Here is a 20,051-nt window from a genome sequence, read left to right on the forward strand (position 1 = left end):
ATGGCAATGACAATACATGTGGACATCGTCAGCGCCGAGGCGGAAATTTTTTCCGGCTTGGCGGAGATGGTGTTCGCTCCTGCCGAGTTGGGCGAAGTCGGTATCGCGCCGCGCCATGCGCCGTTGATAACCAAATTGAAGCCCGGCGAAGTCAGGGTGAAAATCAGCGACAAAGAATCGCAGGCGTTTTTCGTGTCCGGCGGGTTCTTGGAAGTGCAGCCGCATTTGGTGACCGTGCTGGCCGAAACCGCGATCAGAGCCCACGACATTGACGAAGCGGCGGCATTGCAAGCCAAAGCCAGAGCGGAAGAAATGTTGCAAGACAAGTCCGGCAAATACGATTACGCAATTGCCGAAGCCGAGTTGGCGCAGGCGGTCAACCAGTTGAAAACTCTGGACAGACTCAGAAAGCGTGGCGCGTAAAATCCGATTTGCGTGAAAATTTAAGCCCGATAGCGTAACGTTATCGGGCTTTTTTTGTTTAAGGAACAGCGATGTCGATAAAAACCATTATTCTTGCTGCCGGCCAAGGTACGCGGATGCGCTCGTCCCGGCCGAAAGTACTGCACGAAATTGCCGATAAGGCGCTATTGCAACACGTCTACGAGACAGCGCGCTCGCTGGACAACAACCAAATCTACATCATCTACGGCCACGGCGGCGAGACCGTCAAACAAACGCTGGCCGCACTCGATGCCACCTGGATCGAACAAAAGCAACAACTGGGCACCGGCCACGCCGTACAACAAGCGATTCACCACGTCGAAGACCCGGACACGGTTTTGATTCTGTACGGCGATGTACCGTTGCTGAAACCGAAAACCCTGCACGCCTTGCTGCATAAAGTCAGCTTGACCTCGCTGGCGCTATTGACGGTCAAACTCGAAGACCCGACCGGCTACGGCCGCATTGTTCGGGACAAAGACCACGCCGTGGTGCGTATCGTCGAGCAGAAAGATGCCAACGAAATCGAGTTGCAAATCAACGAAGGCAATACCGGCATTCTGGCTTGCAAGGGCAGCCAACTCAAGCAATGGCTGGCCAGACTCGGCAATAACAACGCGCAAAACGAATATTACCTGACCGACATCATCGAAATGGCGGTGGAAGACGGTTTGACCGTCGAAACCAGTCAAGCCGGCAGTGCCGACGAAGTGCTCGGCGTCAACAACCGGGCGCAACTTGCCCATCTGGAGCGGGTCTATCAGGCCGAGCAAGCGCAAATGCTGATGGAAAATGGCGTTACGCTACGCGATCCCGCTCGTATCGACGTCCGCGGCGAATTTGCCGAACTCGGCCAAGACATCGATATCGACGTCAACGTTATTTTTCAAGGTACGAATCGGATCGGCTCCAACGTCAAAATCGGACCGAATTGTCTGATCAAGGATGCGACGATTGCCGAGGGTGTGGAAATCTTGGCTAACAGCGTCATCGAAGACGCCAGCATCGGCAGCGGCAGCCGGATCGGTCCGTTCGCCCGCTTGCGGCCGCAAACCAAGTTGGCCGACCATGTGCATGTCGGCAATTTCGTCGAAATCAAAAAATCCACAGTCGCCAGCGCTAGCAAGATCAACCACTTGAGCTATATTGGCGATAGCGAAGTCGGTAGCAAGGTCAATATTGGCGCCGGGACCATCACCTGCAATTACGATGGCGTCAATAAATTTAAAACCGTGATCGGCGACGGCGCGTTTATCGGTTCCGATACCCAATTGATCGCGCCGGTGACGGTTGGCAAAAACGCCACGATAGGCGCGGGCTCCACCATCACCAAAGACACGCCCGACGGCCAATTGACGCTGAGCCGCGCTAAACAGCTTAGCGTGCCGAATTGGCAAAGACCGGTTAAACAGGCGGAGATTGTTCCCGACAATCTTCCGCACTCCCAACATCCCTGTCGGTCGGAGAAAGAATAATGTGTGGCATAGTCGCAGGCGTTGCTCAGCGCAACGTGGTCCCGATTTTGATTGAAGGTTTGAAGCGTCTGGAATACCGCGGCTACGACTCGGCAGGACTTGCCGTGCTTCACAGCGGCGAAATATTCAGAAAACGCGAACTGGGCAAAGTCAAAGGATTGGAAGAATTGATCGCGGCCGACCCGATCGAAGGCCGCATCGGCATCGCCCACACCCGTTGGGCTACCCACGGCAAGCCCAGCACCCGCAATGCCCATCCTCATGTCAGCAAGGACAGAGTGGCGGTGGTGCATAACGGCATCATCGAAAACCACGATAACCTGCGCACCGCGTTGCAGAAAAACGGCTACGTGTTCACCTCGGAGACCGATACCGAAGTTATCGTGCACAAGGTTGCCGAAGAACTGAAGGCAGCCGGCAGTTTGCTCGACGCGGTCGGTAAAACCGTGAAAAGCCTGCGCGGCGCCTATGCGCTGGGCGTGATCGACAGCGAACAACCGGACGTGCTGGTTGCCTGCCGCAAAGGCAGTCCGCTGGTGATCGGCATCGGTATCGGCGAATACTTCATCGCCTCGGACATCGCCGCCTTGTTACCGGTCACGCAACGTTTCATCTTCCTGGAAGACGGCGACATCGCCGAATTGACCATCAATGGCGTCACCATCTTCGACGAGGCCGGCCGCCGCGTGGTACGCCCTGTCATCGAAAGCCAGCTCAAGGCCGACGCGGTCGACAAAGGCAAGTACCGCCACTACATGCTCAAGGAAATCTACGAGCAAGCCTGGGCGGTGTCGGAAACGCTGGAAGGCCGCTTCATCGACAACCGCCTGCAGGACAACGCCTTCGGCCACAACGCCGGCGAAGTATTCGACCAAATCAAGTCGGTGCTGATCCTGGCCTGCGGCACCAGTTACCATTCCGGCTTGGTCGCCCGCTACTGGTTCGAAAAATACGCCCGTGTGCCCTGCTCGATCGAAATCGCCAGCGAATTCCGCTACCGTAATCCGGTCGTGGCGCCGGATACCTTGGTCGTGACCATTTCCCAATCCGGCGAAACCGCCGACACGCTGGCCGCCTTGCAGGAAGCCAAAAAACTCGGTGTCAAGCACTCGCTGGTGATCTGCAACGCCCCGGAAAGCTCGCTGGTACGTGAATCGGAATTGGTGTTGATGACCCGCGCCGGCCCGGAAATCGGCGTGGCTTCGACCAAGGCCTTTACCACCCAGTTGGTGGCCTTGTTGATGCTGATTATCGCGGTCGGCCGCCGCTTCGAACTCAGCGCCGAGAAAGAGGAACACATCGTTTCGCAACTGTTCGCCCTGCCCGGCAACATCGAAAAAGTGCTGAAGCTGGATAACGCCATCGAACTGTTGTCGCAGCGTTTCGCCGACAAGCATAACGCGCTGTTCCTCGGTCGCGGCACCCATTACCCGATCGCGATGGAAGGCGCGTTGAAGCTGAAGGAGATTTCCTATATCCATGCCGAAGCCTATCCGGCCGGCGAATTGAAACACGGCCCGCTGGCCTTGATCGACGCCGAAATGCCGGTGGTCACGGTCGCGCCCAACAACAATTTGCTGGAAAAGCTGAAATCCAACATCCAGGAAGTCAGCGCCCGCGGCGGGCAGTTGATCGTGTTCATGGACGAGGACTTGGCCGAAAGCGATGCCGCCGACGAGAACGTGCAAATCGTCAAAATGCCCAGCGTCGCCAACGCCATCTCGCCGATCATCTACACGATACCGCTGCAACTGCTGTCCTACCACGTCGCCGTACTGAAAGGCACCGACGTCGACCAGCCCAGGAACTTGGCCAAGTCGGTCACGGTGGAATAGCGCGGCGAATTCGACGGACGGGATTCCGTAGCAGTAAAGGGGAAATTTAAGGGTTTGTCGAATAAGGTTCGGCAAGCCCTTTTTATTTGCCAGTCAATGGTGGCAAAAGCGGCTGGAACTTGCCGAAGAGATCGGTGTTCATTAGTTTGACGTCGGTCCGACAATCGAGGCTTATCAGGCGAAGGCGATACGGCATAATGTGGTTTTACAAGTTCCGACGCCGCTGCGTCCCAGTTTCGGAGTACCCAGATGAACTACGATAGCCTATTGAAGATTGCATATCAGGAAGCCCTCACCGGATTCGAAGAAGGCGGTGTCCCGGTCGGCGCCGCCTTGTTCGATGCCGGCGGCAATTTGTTGGGACGCGGCCGCAACCGCCGAGTGCAGGATAACGATCCGTCGGTTCACGGCGAAACCGATGCCTTTCGCAAGGCCGGCCGGCAAACCAACTACCGCGACAAGATTTTGGTGACCACACTGGCGCCCTGCTGGTATTGCTCGGGCCTGATCCGCCAGTTCAACATCGGCACTGTGGTGATAGGCGAATCGGAAAATTTCGCGGGCCACCTGGATTGGTTGCGGGAAGCCGGCGTGACCGTCGTCGAAATGGACGACGAGCGCTGCAAAGCGCTGATGCGGCGCTTCATTGCAGAGTCGCCGCACATTTGGTTCGAAGACATCGGCGAATGCCGGCATGGCTAGAGTATTGCTGTTTTGGCTGCTGCTGTCCGGTCTTGCGGCCTCGGCCGCCGAACCGGACAAAGTCAGCTTGCAACTGAAATGGAAACACCAGTTTCAATTTGCCGGTTACTACGCCGCCAAGGAAAAGGGTTTTTACCGGGAAGCCGGCCTGGATGTAAACATCGTGGAGGCGGAAACCGGTACCGACCCGGTGAGTGAAGTGGCTGCCGGCCGTGCTCAATTCGGCGTCGGCACCAGCGAATTGATATTGAATCGTTATCGCGGCGCTAACATCAGGGTGTTAGGCGTGATTTTTCAACACTCGCCGCTAAGCTTGATTACCCTGGCCTCGTCGGGCATAGACCATGTCCACAAGTTGGTCGATCGCAAGGTGATGATAGAAGCCAACTCCGCCGAACTGTTTGCCTATCTTTATCAGGAGGGCTTCACGCCCAGAGCCTTTGCGTTGCAACACCATAGCCAGGATTTAAACGATCTCTTATCCGGCGAAACCGATGCCATGTCGGTTTACGTCACTGACGAACTCTACGAGCTGAAACGGCAACGCATCGCCTATAACCAATTCAGCCCGAACATGAGCGGCATCGATTTTTACGGCGACAATTTTTTTACGCTGGATAGCGAACTCCAGACCAAGCCCGAGCGGGTCAAAGCCTTTCGGGAAGCAACTTTGCGCGGCTGGCGTTACGCGATGCAGAACCCGGAGGAACTCGTTCAACTCATTTACCAGCAATATTCGCAACGCCACAGCATCGAACATTTACGTTACGAAGCGGCGGCAATGGCCGAACTGATGAAACCGGACTTAATCGATCCCGGTTACATGAACAAAGGCCGGTGGCAACACATTGCGCAAACCTATCATCAACTCGGACTGCTACCGGAAAATTTCGATGTCGAAGCCATGCTCTACTTTCCCGACAGCGAAGCCGATCTGAGCAAGTTGAGAACAACGCTGTATTACGGCGCGGTGGGATTGGCGCTAATGAGCCTGCTGTCGGTCGTCCTGTTTCGTTTCTACCGTCGGGCCAGCATCAATGAAAATCGGCTGAATACCATGTTCGAGCATGCACCGTTGAGCCTGATCGTACTCGACGAACGTTGCCTTATCAAAAGCTGGAATACGGAGGCGGAAAAGACCTTTCTTTGGCGCAGCAGCGAGATGCTGGGCAAAAATATCATGAGCATCGTTGCACCCCATTACTGCGCGGATGTGGAGCAAAAACTGGCCGAGGTGATTCGACGGCATAAGGTCGTACGCTGCGAAAATCTCAACCTCAGGCGAGACGGCAGCGAAATTCTGTGCGAATGGCTGAATGCGCCGTTTCAAGACGCCAAGAATCGCGCCAACTTTATCCTCTGCATGGCACGCGACATCACCGAACAGAAGCATCTGGAGCAGCAATTGGAACAGGCTGCGCATTACGACCAACTCACGTCTCTGCCTAACCGGGCGCTCATATTAGAGCTGATCAAGCAATCGCTGGCTGTAGCCGCGCGCCAAAAAACCAAGCTCGCAATTCTGTTCCTGGACTTAGACGGCTTTAAAGCCGTCAACGACCGCCTCGGCCACAATATCGGAGACATGTTGTTGCAAGCCACGGCCAAGCGCCTGTCACACGTCATCCGCAACTGCGACTATGCGGGCAGATTGGCCGGCGACGAGTTTTTAGTCATTTTGCAGGACATCGGCGGGCGAGAAAACGCGCAACGCGTCGCCGATATTTTGCAGCGTACGATCGCCAAACCGCTGACGCTCAATTCTCATCCGGTTACGGTCACCGCCAGCATTGGCATCAGTCTTTATCCGGATGACGCTGACGATATCGATCTGTTGATTAACGAAGCCGATCAGAATATGTACCAGGCAAAACGCGGCGAATTGGACTAAGTTTTCGTGACAAAATTGAGATCGTTCGCGCGGTGCTTCCGCGCTGGTTTTTAGACTACCCTGAGCAACAAGTTGCCTTTGTCGCTGCCATCGAACCAGGCCACGATTTGGTAAACGGACGTTGGTCGAAGTTAGTCCGGATACCCGCGAAAAAACTTCTCGTGGAGACGGGGAAGCTTCCGGCAGTACTTTGGGTGGCCCGAAAGTCTTTAAACCTACGAACCCCTAACTCGGTCAAAATTAAGCAATGATCATACGATACGCTGTAAACGGCGACGCTAGAGCTCTGTTGAGTTTGTTTTCCAAGTTGGATTACGAGTCTGATTTCATGCTGTTCGAGCCGGGAGAACGCCAAACCACAGAGTCGGAACAAGTGGCCATTATCGAAGCTTTTGCCAATACTGGCGGCCGCTTCATGTTCGTCGCCGAAACGGCGGACGAATTGGTCGGATTTTGCGTGCTGGTGGGCAACCAACAACGCCGCAGCGCCCATATGGCCTCCCTGGTGGTCGGGGTCGCACAAGCCCATTGGCGGCGAGGCGCGGGTGCAAAGCTGATGGCAGCCGCTATCGAACAAGCCGCTGCCAGCGGCATCTCGCGTATCGAACTGACCGTACGCACTGACAACGTCGCGGCATTGGCGCTGTACCGGAAATTCGGCATCGCGATTGAGGGCGTCAGAACCGGCTCGCTCGAGATAGGCGGCCGGCTATTCGACGAATATTACATGGCGAGAGTCTGACAATGCCCGGCTCCCGCAAATCGTGGCCGCCTTGTTCGACCATTACGCATCTTATGCGGAAGCCGAAATAAACCGGTCGGGTTACCCTTTAGTAGACGGCTCGCAATCCTGCGCCACAAAGCCGAGCGAAGTTTCACGGCCGGGCTCGGTTACCGCAACCCAACCTCCATTTTCTGCCGCAACGTTTCCAGATATTCCGGACCGACCGCGAGTTCGTGCGCCGAATCCTTCAGCGCGACTTTATACACTTCGTTCTCTCCCGGCCGCGGCCGCAAGCTGCGGACTTGACGGATATTCACCAAATGGCTGCGGTGGATTTGTAACAAGCCCAGCCCTGGGTATTTGTGCTCCCACTCCTTCAGTGCGCCGTAAACCCCGTCCAAAGCCGTGCCGTTACTGAGCTGGATGCGCAAACTGTTGGCGGCGTTGTTTTTGGCGATGAATACGATTTCGCGCGGGTCCACGTATTCGACATGGGTTTCGCGTTCGTCGAAGCGGTTAACGATGCGGTGGCGGATTTTGATGCGTTGCGGTAGCGGGTCGGCGCCGAACACCGCCCGTGCCACTTGGCGCCGAATCCAGCTCAAGGCTTCGTCGACCTTAGCGTCGTCCAGCGGCTTTAACAGATAGTGGGCCGGATGCAGCCGGTGCGCCTCGACGGCGGTTTGCGGATGGCCGGTGATAAATACGATCCACGGTGCGGCCGGCAGATTGTTGATGGCATATGCCAGATCCAGCCCGGCGCGTTCGCCTTCGGTCTGGATATGAATGTCCAGAAACACGCCGCCGATTTGTTCCCGCTGCAACGCGGCCCAAGCCTCGCGGGCGTTGGCGGCTTCGGCGACCGGCTCGAAATCCGGATGCCGGCGCCGCAAAATATCTTTCAGTTCGTCGCGCGCTAGATATTCGTCGTCGACCAGCAATACGCGTTGTGTGGCTACCATGTGGCGGTCCTCTTCGGAATGGTCAATATGACTTCGGTACCGTGGCCCGGCCAACTGTTGATGGCCAGGTTGGATTGGCGCGGAAAGGCCAATTTCAGGCTGCGCTTGAGCTGGTACAGGCCGCTACCGTTGCCGGCCGCCGACTCGACCGGCCGGCTGCCCAGTTCTTTCAGGCGCGGTGCGGCGATGCCGCAACCGGTATCGCTGACCCGCAACGTCAGCGTTTCGCCGTGGTCGACGCCGATGATGTCGATTTTCAACGGCCGGTTTTGGCCTTGCATACCGTGCAGCAAGGCGTTTTCGGCCAGAGTTTGCAGGCAACGCGGCGGCAACTGGCACGGCAACAGTTGCGGCGAGATATTGCGTTGAAATTGAAACGCCTCCGGGAAACGTAGGCGTTGGAAATCCAGATAGCGTTCGACCTGGGTAATTTCCTGTTGCAGCGAGATCGAATTGGCGCCGGTATTGGTGCGGGTGTCGTCCAGAAACCGCGCCAGCTTGACGACGTACTGCGCCGCGGCGTCGGGATCGCGCCGGATCAAGGCCTTGATCGCATTCAATGTGTTGTTCATGAAATGCGGTTCGATTTGCGCGTTCAATGCCCGCAGTTCGGCCTGGCGGGCCTGATTGGCCAGACGGTCGCGCTCCAGATCCTGCATCACGAACAAAAACAGCAATAGGCCGAAGGTATTGACGACCGCCACCGGCAGCGCGGTTTCCACCACTAAGGCCAGCGCGTCGGCATAGGGCGATACCAGCGCCAACAGCACCGCTTTCTGCATCAGCGTCCCCACCAGGGCGATGAAAGCGGCGCCGCGCAGGCGTCTGGCCAATACCGGCCAGAATCGAACCGCCAATCCGGCCCAAACCCCTTGCAGCACGGTCGCCGCTGCGCTGGCTTCGCCGGCGAAACCGCCCAACAAGTAACGTTCGCCGCCGGCAGCGACGCCGGCGCCGAAACCGATCCAGGGCCCTGCCGTCACGCCGGCCGCCAACACCATCAAGTCGCGGAAGCCGATCACTGCCTGCGAATGCTTCAGCGCATCCGACAACTCCGCCGGCCAGGCAATATGCTTGCCCAATTGGTGAACGTCCAGCAAGAAACCGCTGTGGGTGCCGATCATCGCGAAGATTCCGAAAAACGCCGAACACACCAAGCGGTTGCGCCACAGGTGGCTGTCGCCGCGCAAGGCCTGCCTGAGCCAGTCGATCCGGATCGATACGTGCGCGGCAATCAACACCACGCAGACCCGTTGCGACAGTTGCGCGGTATTGTCCAGCCAGTGGAACAGCATGTCGCTGCCGATTGGATAGTGCATGGCTTGTCCGTGTTTTGCATGTTAATGGCTATTCCGTTCCCGGTCACCGGCATCGCGCCGGGCCATAATCGGGCTACGACTTCATCAAAGCCGGCTTAACGCAACATTAAAACCCGACTGGGGCTCGCCTTCCGCTGTCGGCAAGGCCGCTTCCGGATTTCGCCACCGTTTCCCGGCGTTTGAACATCGATTGCCGCCTTTTGGCCGGGTCGCGCTGGCGTTGGGCTGCCGTTGGGAAATACTGCTGGCGCGGCTGAGACAAAACACCGGGTACGCGACAAAACCGGCAAACGCGGAGCGAAAAGCGGCCGCAGCACAGCAACCTATATCGGAGGCACCATGACACGTTTATTACTTTTGTTGTTTTCGCAACTGCTTCTCGCCGAGTTCGCGCAAGCGCAGATTTCCCAGCCATCGCCGCAGCGGCCGCTATTCGCAGAACCCCTGCAATGCGCAGCGTTCAGCCCTTACGTCGGCAACCTGACGCCGGAATACGGGCCGCCGCCGTCCAGGCAGCTAATCGACGGTTTGCTCGATCAGTTGATCGAACAAACGCCGTTCCGCTGCATCATGACTTACGGCGTCATCAACGGCCTGGGGCAAGTGTTCGCCTCGGCCCAAGCGCGGCACTTAAAAGTCATCGCCATCGTTTGGCTGGACAGGGATGCGGCGATGAATACCCGCTCCATCGCGGCAGGCATCGATACCGCCAAATCCTATCCGGACACGATTATCGCGTTGAGTTGCGGTTCGGAGGTCCGCACCCGCCACGGCAACCGTTTCGACGGCGAAATTTTGCGCTGTATCGACAGTTTGCGCCAGGCCGGCGTCCGCCAGCCGATCACGACCATCGATACCTGGTGGGAATGGTGCGACCGCAGCCTGAACTGCCGGCCGACTCTGTTTGCCGACAAAGTCGATTGGATAGGCACCAATATTTTTCCGTGGTGGGAGAACAAATTTTCGCCGATCCATGCCTGCACCAGCGCTGAACAGGCCGCCGCTTTCCATATCGCTCGGGTCGAGGAACTGCGCCGGACCTATCCCGGCAAAGACGTCGTCATCACCGAATTCGGCTGGCCGAACGGCCCGGCCGGCGGCTCGGAAAGCAATCGCCATACCGGCCAACGTTGCGGCATCGCCAATCCGGAAAATCAGGCCTTGGTCGTGCGCACCACCTTCGAGAAACTGGCGGAACGCGGCTGGTCCGGCGTCGTGTTCGAAGCCTTTTCCGAAAACTGGAAACCGGGCAGCGAAGGCCTCTTCGGCAGTTTTTGGGGGCTTTGCCAAGGTCTAGAGCCTTATACCTGCCAACGGCCGTTCGCCGCATTCCGGCCCTGAGACCAGTACGCACGCAACGGTTCGGCCAAGCCGGTCGCCATAACTGCCGCCGGCCATTGGCGAGTGGCGCGGCGAAACCAATTTTTACGGCATATCCCGCAACGGCCGAGGCATTTGCCTCAGCCGGTCTGGCCGTTAACCCGCACAAGCCGCAACGGTACGTTTGGTATAAATAATGCTCGTCAACCAAGTCCAGTTACTTGATATTGCACCGGCATGGCATTATTTGGCGACAAGCTCGCACCCGCTCCCGATTTGACTGCCTTTTTCAACGAACGCCATGAGCAGTTGACCAACTATCTGTACTACATGGTCCACTCCCGCGAAAATGCCGAGGAACTGGCCCAAGAAACCTACTTTCGATTTTTAAAACAGACCCCGCAAGCCGCCATCCTCGATCTGAATGCCTTTCTGTTTACTATCGCCAGCAATCTGGCCCGCGACCATTTACGCGCCGCCAAGCGGGACCGGGAGCGCGAATTCGTAGCCTTGGACGATAACATGCCCGACCATAAACCCGACCCGGAGGCCGTTATCGCCAAGCGCTGCGTCGAACAACAACTGCAGCGCGCGATCGCCAGCCTGCCGAACAAGACCCGGGAAATCTTTTTGCTATACCGGGCCGACGAACTCAGTTACAAACAAATCGCCCTCCGCCTGAACATCTCCGAGCGTAACGTCGAACACCACCTGCATCAGGCGCTAATGCAGTGCAGAAACTTTTTGACAAAACCATGAACGCTGCTTAAATGGCCGAACCGCTATCGCCGCCGTTTCCGCCAGTCCAATCGGAGTTCCCCCCATCGAGCCTCACACGCCTTTACCCGAACAGGAAGACCTGTTCGCCGCCGCCAGCGGCTGGTTCTTTCGCTTGCGCGCCGACAACGCCGATAAGCAGCAACGCGTAGCCTTCGTCGCCTGGCTCAACGCCTCGCCGCAACACGCCGCGGCCTGGGATGCCGTGCAACTCCTGTTCGCCGAACTGGAAGCGCCGGCCAAAGCCTTGCGGGCCGAACATGCCGGCGATGCCGGCCCGACGCCGAGCCGCAACCTACACTCCGCCAACGTCAACCGCCGCAAACGGCTTTTGGTGCGGATACCGGCTGCGGTAGCCGCCAGCCTGTTGTTGCTGGCCGGAGTGCTGCAGTCGGATTGGTGGCAAAACCGACAGGCCGATTACCATACCGTCGCCGGCGAACAACGCCGGATTGCGCTGGCGGACGACTCGACAGTGGTATTGAATACCGATACAGCGCTGAAGGTATCGTTGCAGGCGAACCAGCGCCGCGTCGAATTATTGCGCGGGGAAGCCTACTTCCAAGTCGCACACGCCGCGGAACGCCCTTTTTGGGTAATCGCCGGCGATACCCGCGCCAAAGTGACCGGCACAGAATTCGCCGTTAAACGGGCCGCCGCGGAAGTCAGCATCAGCGTGGCCGAGGGGCGAGTGGAAACCAGCACGGTCCGCAATACCGATCCGATTTTGGCCTTGGCGCCGGGCCAGACCGCCGTTTACCGCGACGGCCGGGCCGCCGGCCTGGAACCGGTCGATTTGAGCCGCAGCCTGGCTTGGCAGCAGGGGCGCATCGTATTCGTACAAACGCCGTTGGCCGAAGCGGTCGAAGAGCTGAACCGTTACCGCGGCGACAAGCTGGTGTTGACCGATCCGGCGCTAGCCCGGCGGCCGATCACGGCGGTATTCGCCGTCGACCGTCCGGATGACGCCGTTTCGGCACTGGAACAAACACTGAATGTCCGCGCCCGCCGGCTGGCCGGTTTTTGGGTGTTGCTGGGCTGACGCCGGGCACGCATATGCCCCAGATTCCCGGGCAAAATCCGGCAGGCCCGCTTACAGCTGCGCCGCCCGGAGACCGAACAACGGCCTGGCACCGCTTGTTATTGCCGGCATTGCTGGCTCTGCCGGCTTATGACGCAGTGGCCGGCAGCGTGCTCGACGTTGACTTCGCCTGCCATATCGCGGCCCAGGCTTTGGATCGGGCGCTGGTCGAATTCTCGCTGCAATCCGGTCTGCAGATCGTTGCCGACGGCCAACTGACGGCGGGCCTGAATTCGTCCGGCGCCAGCGGCCGGCTGAAGCCGAGCCAAGCATTGGCAAAAATTCTGGCCGGCAGCGGTCTTGGTTTTACGATTAGCGCCGACAACAGCGTTCTGCTGCATCATGCGGCAACCGCCGCGACTGGGGATGCCAGCCTTCCCGACTTCACCGTGGTCGGCAGGCGCACCGAGCCGCCGGGCAATCCGGCGAATCAGGATTACCGGCTGGAGAATTCCGTTACCGCCACTAAAACCGACACTGCGCTGATGGAAACGCCGTTTTCGGTAGCGGGCGTTACCCGGCAGGTCTTGCTCGACCGCCAAGCCGTTCGCCTCGACCAGGCGCTGCAACTGGTTGCCGGCGTGTTGCCGGAGGCGTCGAGCGCCTTGCTGCGCGACAGCTATACCATGCGCGGTTTCAGCACCGGTAACGGCATTTTGGCCTACCGCGACGGCAGCCCGTTTCCGCAGGCCTATTCCAACGGTTTTTCCAGCAAACGCGACCCGGCCAATCTGGAGCGGCTGGAAGTACTGAAAGGCCCCGGCTCGATCCTGTTCGGCCGCGCCGAACCCGGCGGCATCGTCAACATGGTCACCAAACAGCCTTCGGCCAAGCCGTATTACGCTGTGCAGCAGCAGTTCGGCTCGTTCGACTATTACCGGACCAGCCTCGACGCGACCGGTCCGGCCGCTAGCAGCGGCAATGTGCTCTACCGTTTCAACGCCGCTTACGAAAATGCCGGCTCGTTTACCGACTTCGTCGCCAGCGACCGCTTGTTTGTCGCCCCGGTGTTGAAATGGCAACCGAACCCGCGCAGCCAGTTCACTACCGAATTCGAATATCAGGGGTTTGACGAATCGCCCGGGGCGGCGATTCCGCCGCTAGGCAATCGCCCGGCCGCGGTAGCCCGCAGCCGTAACACCGACGAGCCGGATTTCCTGGGCAATCGCGGCTATCGGATGTTGGCCGGTTACAATTGGTCGCACGAGTTCAACGATTTTTGGCAACTGTCGCAACGTTTTTACTACCACTCGATTCGCGCGGAGATCGAAAACGCCTTTTTTACCGGTCCCGCCGATGCCGCCGGCAATATCCGGCGCGGCCTCGGTCGGCAACGGCCCCGTTCGGACAATTTCTTTACCTCGCTACAGCTAACCGGCCGCGTCGCCACGGCGGGGCTGAAACATACGCTACTGTTAGGCGGCGATTACTATCGTGCCGACGATAGCGATCCGTTTGACGTACGTTTTTTACCGGGCAGCTTCAACGTCTTCGCTCCGATCTATAGCCCTATCGGCTTCGACGGCATCGATTCCGCCCGCGGAACCTTTTTTGCCGTCGACACCAGCACGTCCTGGTTCGGCTTGTACCTGCAGGACCAGATCGAAATGCCTTACCGGGTGTTTGTTTTGGGCGGTTTGCGTTTCGATCAAGCCAACCAGTTAGACCGCTTGCTGAACGCGATCGCAGGCGACGAACACCGAGTCAGTCCGCGCGGCGGCCTGTTGTGGCGGGCGTTGCCCGAATTGTCGCTTTATGCCAATTACAGCGAGAATTTCGGCGCTCAGAACGGCCGCAACGGCGCCGGTGGGATGTTGCCGGCGCAAACCGCGCAGCAATGGGAGCTGGGAGCCAAGACCGAGTTGGCAAACGGCAAATTTTTCGCCAGCGCCGCTTATTTCGATCTGAGCAAACAGCATGCGGCCGTGTCGGACCCGGTCAATCCGCAACTGTCGACGGCCATCGGCGCGGCGCAAAGCCGCGGTGCGGAACTGGAAATCAGCGGCGAACCGTTACCGGGCTGGCGCATCGTTGGTGGTTACAGCTATTTGATGTTTGCCGAAATCGTTCGCGATACCGGCGGCAGCAGCGGCAGCGGCGACCAGGGCCACCGGCTGCCCAACGCTCCGCGCCACTCGGGCAGCCTGTTTACCAGCTTCGAATTCCAGAGCGGCCCGTTCGCACATTTGAAACTGGGCGCCGGCTGTAATGCCGTCGGCCAGCGCCAAGGCAATCAAGCCAACGACTACCAGGTTCCCGGGTATGTGTCGGCCAACGTGATGGCGGCCTATTCGCTGAAACTCGGCCATAGCAAGCTGACCGCGCAACTGAATGTCGAGAACGCGTTCGACAAGTATTATTTCGTCGGCAGCAACACCGGCTACGATATTTTCTTCGGCGCGCCGCGCACGTTTCTCGGCGCATTCCGCGTCGAGTATTGAACCCGCCTTCGCTAACCCCGCAATACGCCGTCCGATACATTCCTAAGTTCCGGCTCAATCGACAGCCGCTCGCCGGCACAAACGCTTTGTAAAAAAAATTTTGGGACTTTCCCGGTCGCCGTCGTCCTAAACGATGACGGCCAGCTACAGGCCGTTTCGGGATAAGCGCGCAATCCGCTGCCGACCGTTCGGCAATTTAGCGGCGTTAGGCGCTTAACCCGCGTCACGGACGACGGCAAAGCCACACCCGCCGCGAGACGGGGCCGGAAAGCCATGGGGTCTGTTTCAGACAGCCCGGTTGCCGCTCGGACGACCGAGGACGAGGCCGATAGCCGGAAGGCTATCGATACCGCAATCCCAACATCAAGGCATACAAACTATGACTATCTCTAAAGCGCAATCGAATCCGCGGCATCGCTTCGGTGCCGCAGCGGGTTCGGGTTTCGACAGAAAAATCCCGTTAGCGCTGTTACTGGGCGCCATATCGTCGACGCCGGCCACGGCGCACATCATCCCGGTCAATTTCGGCACCTTCGATGGCGCCTCGGCCGTGGCGCCGATTTCGTTGAACAGCGGAGTGGTCGGCAACTACGGCTGGGCCGACGGCGCCGACGCCGATTGGGCCGACACCCATAAACTGGCAGCGTTTGCGTTTACCTTGACCGGCCGCGCCAATGTCCTGCTGCAGTTCGATAAGAAAGCGAATGCGTTCGGCATTAACGGCATGGTTCCCGGCTTTTCTCTCTACTTGGGCTCGCCCCACTCGGGTGCCGTCGGTTCCGACCACGACTATTCGGTGGGGTCGGAATTGCTCAGGGTCGCCGATTGCGCAGCGACACCGGGCTGCACGGCGACGGAAGGTTCCTTCAGATCGCTAACCAGTTGGAATATCACCAACGACCCCGATCCCGGCGCCGCATCGCCCAGCCGTTTCGAATACATAGGCAGCGCCTACGACGGTAGCCAGACCTTGCCGGCCGCCAATTCGCCGTTAGCGGACGGCAACGCCTACCCGATTCCCGGCGGCGACGGCTTGCAAGACGGATCGGTATCCAAGTTGTTCAGCAATCTGGCACCCGGCAGTTACACGGTATTTGTCGGCGGCGCGGTCTATACCAGCCAGGCCAACAATGCCAACCGAGGCGTATTGGGCAGCTTCAGCCTGACGCCGGCCGCGGTACCGGTGCCGGGTGCGGTCTGGCTGTTCGGCAGCGCGCTGGCATTGTTTGGCGCCGCTAAAAAACGCAAAGCGCGGCCGCTCTAACAGGCTACTCGGCTAGTCGCTATGTCCGCTCACGCCGGACCGGCATTACTCGATTAAAAATCTTTAAAGGAATTACACATGAGTTCTCCAACATTACCCGCTTCCGTCCTGAAACTGCGCGCCGCACTGGCCTTGGCCGTATGCGGCTGTCTGGCCGCCCCGGCCCACGCCGCCGACTATGGTTTTACCGACCTCGGCACCGCCGGCGGTCCGTATTCATCTGCCAACGCGATCAATAACGCCAACCAAACCACCGGCATCAACAGCCTGGGCACGCCCAGCGAAGACCAGGGTTGGGTTCTTTCGCGCTGGAACGGCGCCACGCTGAACCTGATCTCCGATCCGGGCCGTTTCAACGGTGGTTGGGCCATCAACTCGGCCGGAACCATAGCCGGCGGCTCGTCTCGTGCCTTCGTCGGCTATATCCACGCGGCAGTCTGGAACGGCAGCACCCGAACCGATTTGAACGATTTGGGCGGTGCGACCGATCCGAACGATAGACGTTGGAGTATAGCTACCGGCATCAACGACGCCGGCCAAGTGATCGGTACTTCGGTTACTGCCGACGAAAGCGCCACCAAAGCGGTATCGTGGAACAACAGCGTCAATCCCACCGTGTTGGCAACACTGGGCGGGGCTTCCAGCGAAGGCAACGGCATCAATAATGCCGGGCAAGCTGTCGGCAGCAGCTATCTCGACGGCGATGAATTCCGCCACGCGGCAGTCTGGAATCTGAACAACGCCGGCGTTGCCGATCTCGGTACCTTGGGCGGTAGCGAGAGCAATGCGTTGGCGATCAACAATGCCGGCCAAATCGTGGGTTGGAGCGACCTCACCGGCGATGCCGAACGCCATGCCGCACTTTGGAGCGCTGGCAGCGCAATCGATTTGGGTACCTTGGGCGGTTTGGAAAGCCGGGCGCTGGCGATCAACGATGGCGGCGCAATCGTCGGTTGGAGCAATTTGGCCGATGGCAGCCAACGTGCCGCGTTATGGAGCGGCGGCTCGGCCATCGACCTGAATAGCTTGCTGGAGCCGAGCGTGGCGGCAGCGGGTTGGATTTTGACCGAGGCGACCGGTATCAACAGCCAAGGCTGGATCGTCGGCAATGCCAAAAACAGCCTGCTGGGCATTACTGAAGGCCATGCCTACCTCCTGGCGCCAACCGCAGTGCCGCTGCCGGGCGCGGTCTGGTTGTTCGGGTCGGTGCTGGCGGGCTTTGCCGGAGCGGCGCGGCGCAAGCCCGCCAACGTCTGAGCGCCGCTTGGTGTCGGCCGTCCGGCATAGGCTGACGGCCGGCCGTTTGATCGCCGCGGCGGAGTCGGTGAAAGGCGCCGCCGCTTTTACTTGGCCATTTAACCGGCCAGGCATAGATCGGCATTTTTAGCAGGATTTCATATGAACAAACTTTTTTACGCTTTATTGGCCGCTGCCGGGTTGGTGGCGTTTGCCCCGCCGGCAACGGCCCACATCAGTTACGGCGATTTGGGCAGTCTTAGCGCCGTCGGCGATTCTGCTACCATGAGCAGGGGCCGGTTTTCGCGTTTCGGCTGGATCGCGGGGACCGGCGACAGCTTGGGCGACAGCCATGAGCTTGCCAGCGCCACTGGCTTTTTCAAGTTCAATCTGGCTCAGGCCGCCAACGTCCAAATCAGCGTAACCGCCGCCTCAGCCCAAATGAACCCGGCGTTCAGCGTCTACGCCGGTCTGTTGCCTAGCCATTCGCACGATTACGACGGCCACGATCCCTTGGCGAGTTACGACGATAATCTGTTGTATACGGCTTCGGCGCACGACCGTCGCCCGGACGACCCGTTGATCAGCCATTGCATTCCGGCCGGTTACGACAACAACGGCGCGGTGTTGACAGACCCGGTGTCCGGCTATCCGGTACTGGTGGAAAACCCGGCCTGGAACGTGGCCGATCCCAATCTGAACGGCTTGAGTCCGGCGCAATGGTACGCACAGAACTATCAAGCGCACGACGGTTACCGCGACACGCTGAACTTCACCACCTTGGGCGGCTTGAAATACGAAGCGGAAGTCGGAGGCTGGGTGCCGGCTAATTTCGATGTGTTGAACGGCTCGTTCGACGGTTTTTCCGGCCAATTCGACGCCTTCGGCAATTGGAGCATGGCCAACGGCGACGGCGAGTGGAGCCGGATCGATTACATTTCGTCGGTTAGCAGCACCGCTTGTGCCGGGCCGAATTGCGTCGTTACCGGCAGCGGTGGGTTCGCCAACCCCGGCCATTTCGCCGGCAACGACGGCATAACGGAGACCTTGATATTGGCGTTGGCTGCCGGAAACTACACGATTGCCGTCGACGGCGAGTCTTGCAACGACTCGTCTTTGGATTGTTTGGCTCCGTTCATGGCGGCGAACGTAAGCGTGCGGGTGGTGCCGATACCCGGCGCGGCTTGGCTGATGCTTTCTGCGCTGGTCGGTTGGATCGGTTGCAAACGCCGGGCACTGTGAGGTTTTTTCTGCCGCGGGCCGGAATGGGATGATCCGTTTCTCATCCGCACCCGGCTTCGCCGGTTCTGAGGAGCAAAGCAGGCTTTAGTTGATCCGGCCGAGCTTTGCTCCGCTCCCATTTTTAGTAACGAAACTCCGGCAAAAACACCGATTTTGCTTTCCAGTTGTCGCTCCAGCGTTTGTAGGCTTCCTTGGCGGAATGGCCGGCGCCGATCGCCAGCGGGCAAGAGCAAATCCAGATATGTTTGTTCAATTTCATCTTAGGTTTGGTCATGGACTGATACTCCGTGTTGTTGCAATTTGGTTGGGCGGCATTCTGGCCGCGCTGTCTTACAAATTGCTTAACGAACTGGCTTTTTATCCGATTCGAATCCGTTACCGGTTACCGCCAGGATGCGCGTTTAGCTCAGTCGGCATATAAAATTTTTCATATAAGTCATTCAGATAATGCGCATTTGACTGATTTTCAGAGCTAGAGTAGATTGCAACAACCTCCGCACGGCATGCCTTGGCGGCATGGAGTGGAGAGTTTCAAATCTACAGGAGGTTTTTATGATTTGCTTTGCCCGACTGCGCTCAACCGCCGCCCTCGCCCTGGTTCTGCTAACTCAGCCGGCACTGGCCGGCACCATCCTGTCGCCGATTGCGGTGATTAACAACACGATAGGCAATTACAAAGGCATCGCGGGTTTTCCGGAGGATACCGACGAGACGCCGATGTTCAACCAATCCGGCCTTTCCCTCGGCTTCACTAGCGGCGTCACCGATTTCGCCGCATACATCGCCTCCAACCCGACCCATATCGGCGGCACGCCGGAAATCGGCAACGGCTGGATCAGCCCGGCTTATTGTCCCTGCACCGGCACCCTCGATTTCGATTTGGGCGCCAACTACAGCATCAAGCAAATGGCGTTATGGAACATGGCCGCCAACAGCGGCGCCAACGTTGCGGAGATAAATTTGTACAGCTCCAAGACCGCCGATTTCGCCGCCCCCACTGCCATAGGCTCGTTTACCAACCCGGAAATGCCCGACGATAATCGCCCGCGCGCGCCGTATCCGGCAACGGTATTCGACCTGGACGATTCGGTCGGCCGCTACGTCAGATTGCAGATCAATTCGTATTACGAGGCTTATCTGGTTTCGGAAATCGGCGAAATCGCTTTCGACGTCAGCGCCGTACCGCTACCGCCTATGCTATGGTTGTTTGCCGCCGCCAGTTTCGGCATCCTTAGCGCGGGTCGGCAGCGGCAAACTACGGCATTGAATTAATTCGCAGCGGAATCCGGCGCCCTAAACCGCTCGAAGCGGCGCCGGTACCCGACGAAATGCCCCACT

General features: G+C 58.7%; 17 protein-coding genes and 1 riboswitch. Of the genes, 14 read left to right on the plus strand and 3 right to left on the minus strand.

Annotated features, from left to right (window positions below):
- From VXJ35_RS00540 to VXJ35_RS00565, 6 genes are all read left to right on the plus strand, one after another.
- Positions 1-423, plus strand: a complete 423-nt coding sequence (locus tag VXJ35_RS00540; RefSeq protein WP_054760818.1) for a F0F1 ATP synthase subunit epsilon — start codon at positions 1-3, stop codon at positions 421-423.
- 71 nt (positions 424-494) lie between these two features.
- Positions 495-1,919 carry a bifunctional UDP-N-acetylglucosamine diphosphorylase/glucosamine-1-phosphate N-acetyltransferase GlmU gene (glmU, locus tag VXJ35_RS00545; protein ID WP_064020054.1) on the plus strand — a complete coding sequence of 475 codons (1,425 nt, stop codon included), beginning with the start codon at positions 495-497 and terminating at the stop codon, positions 1,917-1,919.
- Positions 1,919-3,754 carry a glutamine--fructose-6-phosphate transaminase (isomerizing) gene (gene glmS, locus VXJ35_RS00550; protein ID WP_064020055.1) on the plus strand — a complete coding sequence of 612 codons (1,836 nt, stop codon included), beginning with the start codon at positions 1,919-1,921 and terminating at the stop codon, positions 3,752-3,754. Before glmU ends, glmS begins: the two co-directional genes overlap by 1 nt.
- A gap of 249 nt (positions 3,755-4,003) precedes the next feature.
- Positions 4,004-4,456 (plus strand): nucleoside deaminase, encoded by a 453-nt coding sequence (locus VXJ35_RS00555; protein WP_064020056.1) that lies wholly within the window; start codon positions 4,004-4,006, stop codon positions 4,454-4,456.
- The gene (locus VXJ35_RS00560) at positions 4,449-6,347 is read left to right on the plus strand and encodes a diguanylate cyclase domain-containing protein (RefSeq protein ID WP_064020057.1); all 1,899 of its coding nucleotides are present in this window, start codon (positions 4,449-4,451) and stop codon (positions 6,345-6,347) included. The genes VXJ35_RS00555 and VXJ35_RS00560 overlap by 8 nt, the downstream gene beginning before the upstream one ends.
- 247 nt (positions 6,348-6,594) lie before the next feature.
- The gene (locus tag VXJ35_RS00565; protein WP_064020058.1) at positions 6,595-7,089 is read left to right on the plus strand and encodes a GNAT family N-acetyltransferase; all 495 of its coding nucleotides are present in this window, start codon (positions 6,595-6,597) and stop codon (positions 7,087-7,089) included.
- Between the two features lie 149 nt (positions 7,090-7,238).
- Here VXJ35_RS00565 and VXJ35_RS00570 read toward each other — a convergent pair whose 3' ends face one another.
- Positions 7,239-8,033, minus strand: coding sequence for a LytTR family DNA-binding domain-containing protein (locus tag VXJ35_RS00570; RefSeq protein WP_064020059.1), 795 nt, complete (start codon positions 8,031-8,033; stop codon positions 7,239-7,241).
- Positions 8,027-9,352: a LytS/YhcK type 5TM receptor domain-containing protein gene (locus VXJ35_RS00575; RefSeq protein WP_054760827.1), complete on the minus strand. Its 1,326-nt coding sequence runs from the start codon at positions 9,350-9,352 to the stop codon at positions 8,027-8,029. The genes VXJ35_RS00570 and VXJ35_RS00575 overlap by 7 nt, the downstream gene beginning before the upstream one ends.
- A gap of 339 nt (positions 9,353-9,691) precedes the next feature.
- On the opposite strand from VXJ35_RS00575, the gene VXJ35_RS00580 reads away from it, so the two are divergent.
- The 7 genes from VXJ35_RS00580 (at position 9,692) to VXJ35_RS00610 (ending at position 18,713) form a co-directional block, all read left to right on the plus strand.
- Positions 9,692-10,693, plus strand: a complete 1,002-nt coding sequence (locus VXJ35_RS00580) for a hypothetical protein (protein WP_064023304.1) — start codon at positions 9,692-9,694, stop codon at positions 10,691-10,693.
- Between the two features lie 216 nt (positions 10,694-10,909).
- Positions 10,910-11,431 carry an RNA polymerase sigma factor gene (locus tag VXJ35_RS00585; protein WP_064020060.1) on the plus strand — a complete coding sequence of 174 codons (522 nt, stop codon included), beginning with the start codon at positions 10,910-10,912 and terminating at the stop codon, positions 11,429-11,431.
- Positions 11,432-11,531: 100 nt separating this feature from the next.
- A complete protein-coding gene (locus VXJ35_RS00590; RefSeq protein WP_269454934.1) occupies positions 11,532-12,491 on the plus strand; it encodes a FecR family protein in 960 nt (319 codons plus the stop codon).
- A 14-nt stretch (positions 12,492-12,505) separates the two neighbouring features.
- Positions 12,506-14,971: a TonB-dependent receptor gene (locus VXJ35_RS00595; protein WP_064020062.1), complete on the plus strand. Its 2,466-nt coding sequence runs from the start codon at positions 12,506-12,508 to the stop codon at positions 14,969-14,971.
- 230 nt (positions 14,972-15,201) lie between these two features.
- Positions 15,202-15,277, plus strand: a riboswitch (cyclic di-GMP riboswitch).
- Positions 15,278-15,350: 73 nt separating this feature from the next.
- Positions 15,351-16,235, plus strand: a complete 885-nt coding sequence (locus VXJ35_RS00600; protein WP_064020063.1) for a hypothetical protein — start codon at positions 15,351-15,353, stop codon at positions 16,233-16,235.
- A 78-nt stretch (positions 16,236-16,313) separates the two neighbouring features.
- On the plus strand, positions 16,314-17,492 hold the full coding sequence (locus VXJ35_RS00605; protein WP_064020064.1) for an HAF repeat-containing protein: 1,179 nt from the start codon (positions 16,314-16,316) through the stop codon (positions 17,490-17,492).
- A gap of 141 nt (positions 17,493-17,633) precedes the next feature.
- Positions 17,634-18,713 (plus strand): hypothetical protein, encoded by a 1,080-nt coding sequence (locus tag VXJ35_RS00610; protein ID WP_064020065.1) that lies wholly within the window; start codon positions 17,634-17,636, stop codon positions 18,711-18,713.
- A gap of 121 nt (positions 18,714-18,834) precedes the next feature.
- Here the strand turns inward: VXJ35_RS00610 and VXJ35_RS00615 are convergent, their stop codons facing one another.
- On the minus strand, positions 18,835-18,987 hold the full coding sequence (locus VXJ35_RS00615) for a hypothetical protein (protein ID WP_157198031.1): 153 nt from the start codon (positions 18,985-18,987) through the stop codon (positions 18,835-18,837).
- A 278-nt stretch (positions 18,988-19,265) separates the two neighbouring features.
- Here VXJ35_RS00615 and VXJ35_RS00620 point away from each other — a divergent pair, with 278 nt between their 5' ends.
- Positions 19,266-19,985: a hypothetical protein gene (locus tag VXJ35_RS00620; RefSeq protein ID WP_064020066.1), complete on the plus strand. Its 720-nt coding sequence runs from the start codon at positions 19,266-19,268 to the stop codon at positions 19,983-19,985.
- The last annotated feature ends 66 nt before the right edge of the window (positions 19,986-20,051 follow it).

The sequence above is a fragment of the Methylomonas sp. DH-1 genome (assembly GCF_046097555.1).
GTDB lineage: Bacteria > Pseudomonadota > Gammaproteobacteria > Methylococcales > Methylomonadaceae > Methylomonas > Methylomonas koyamae.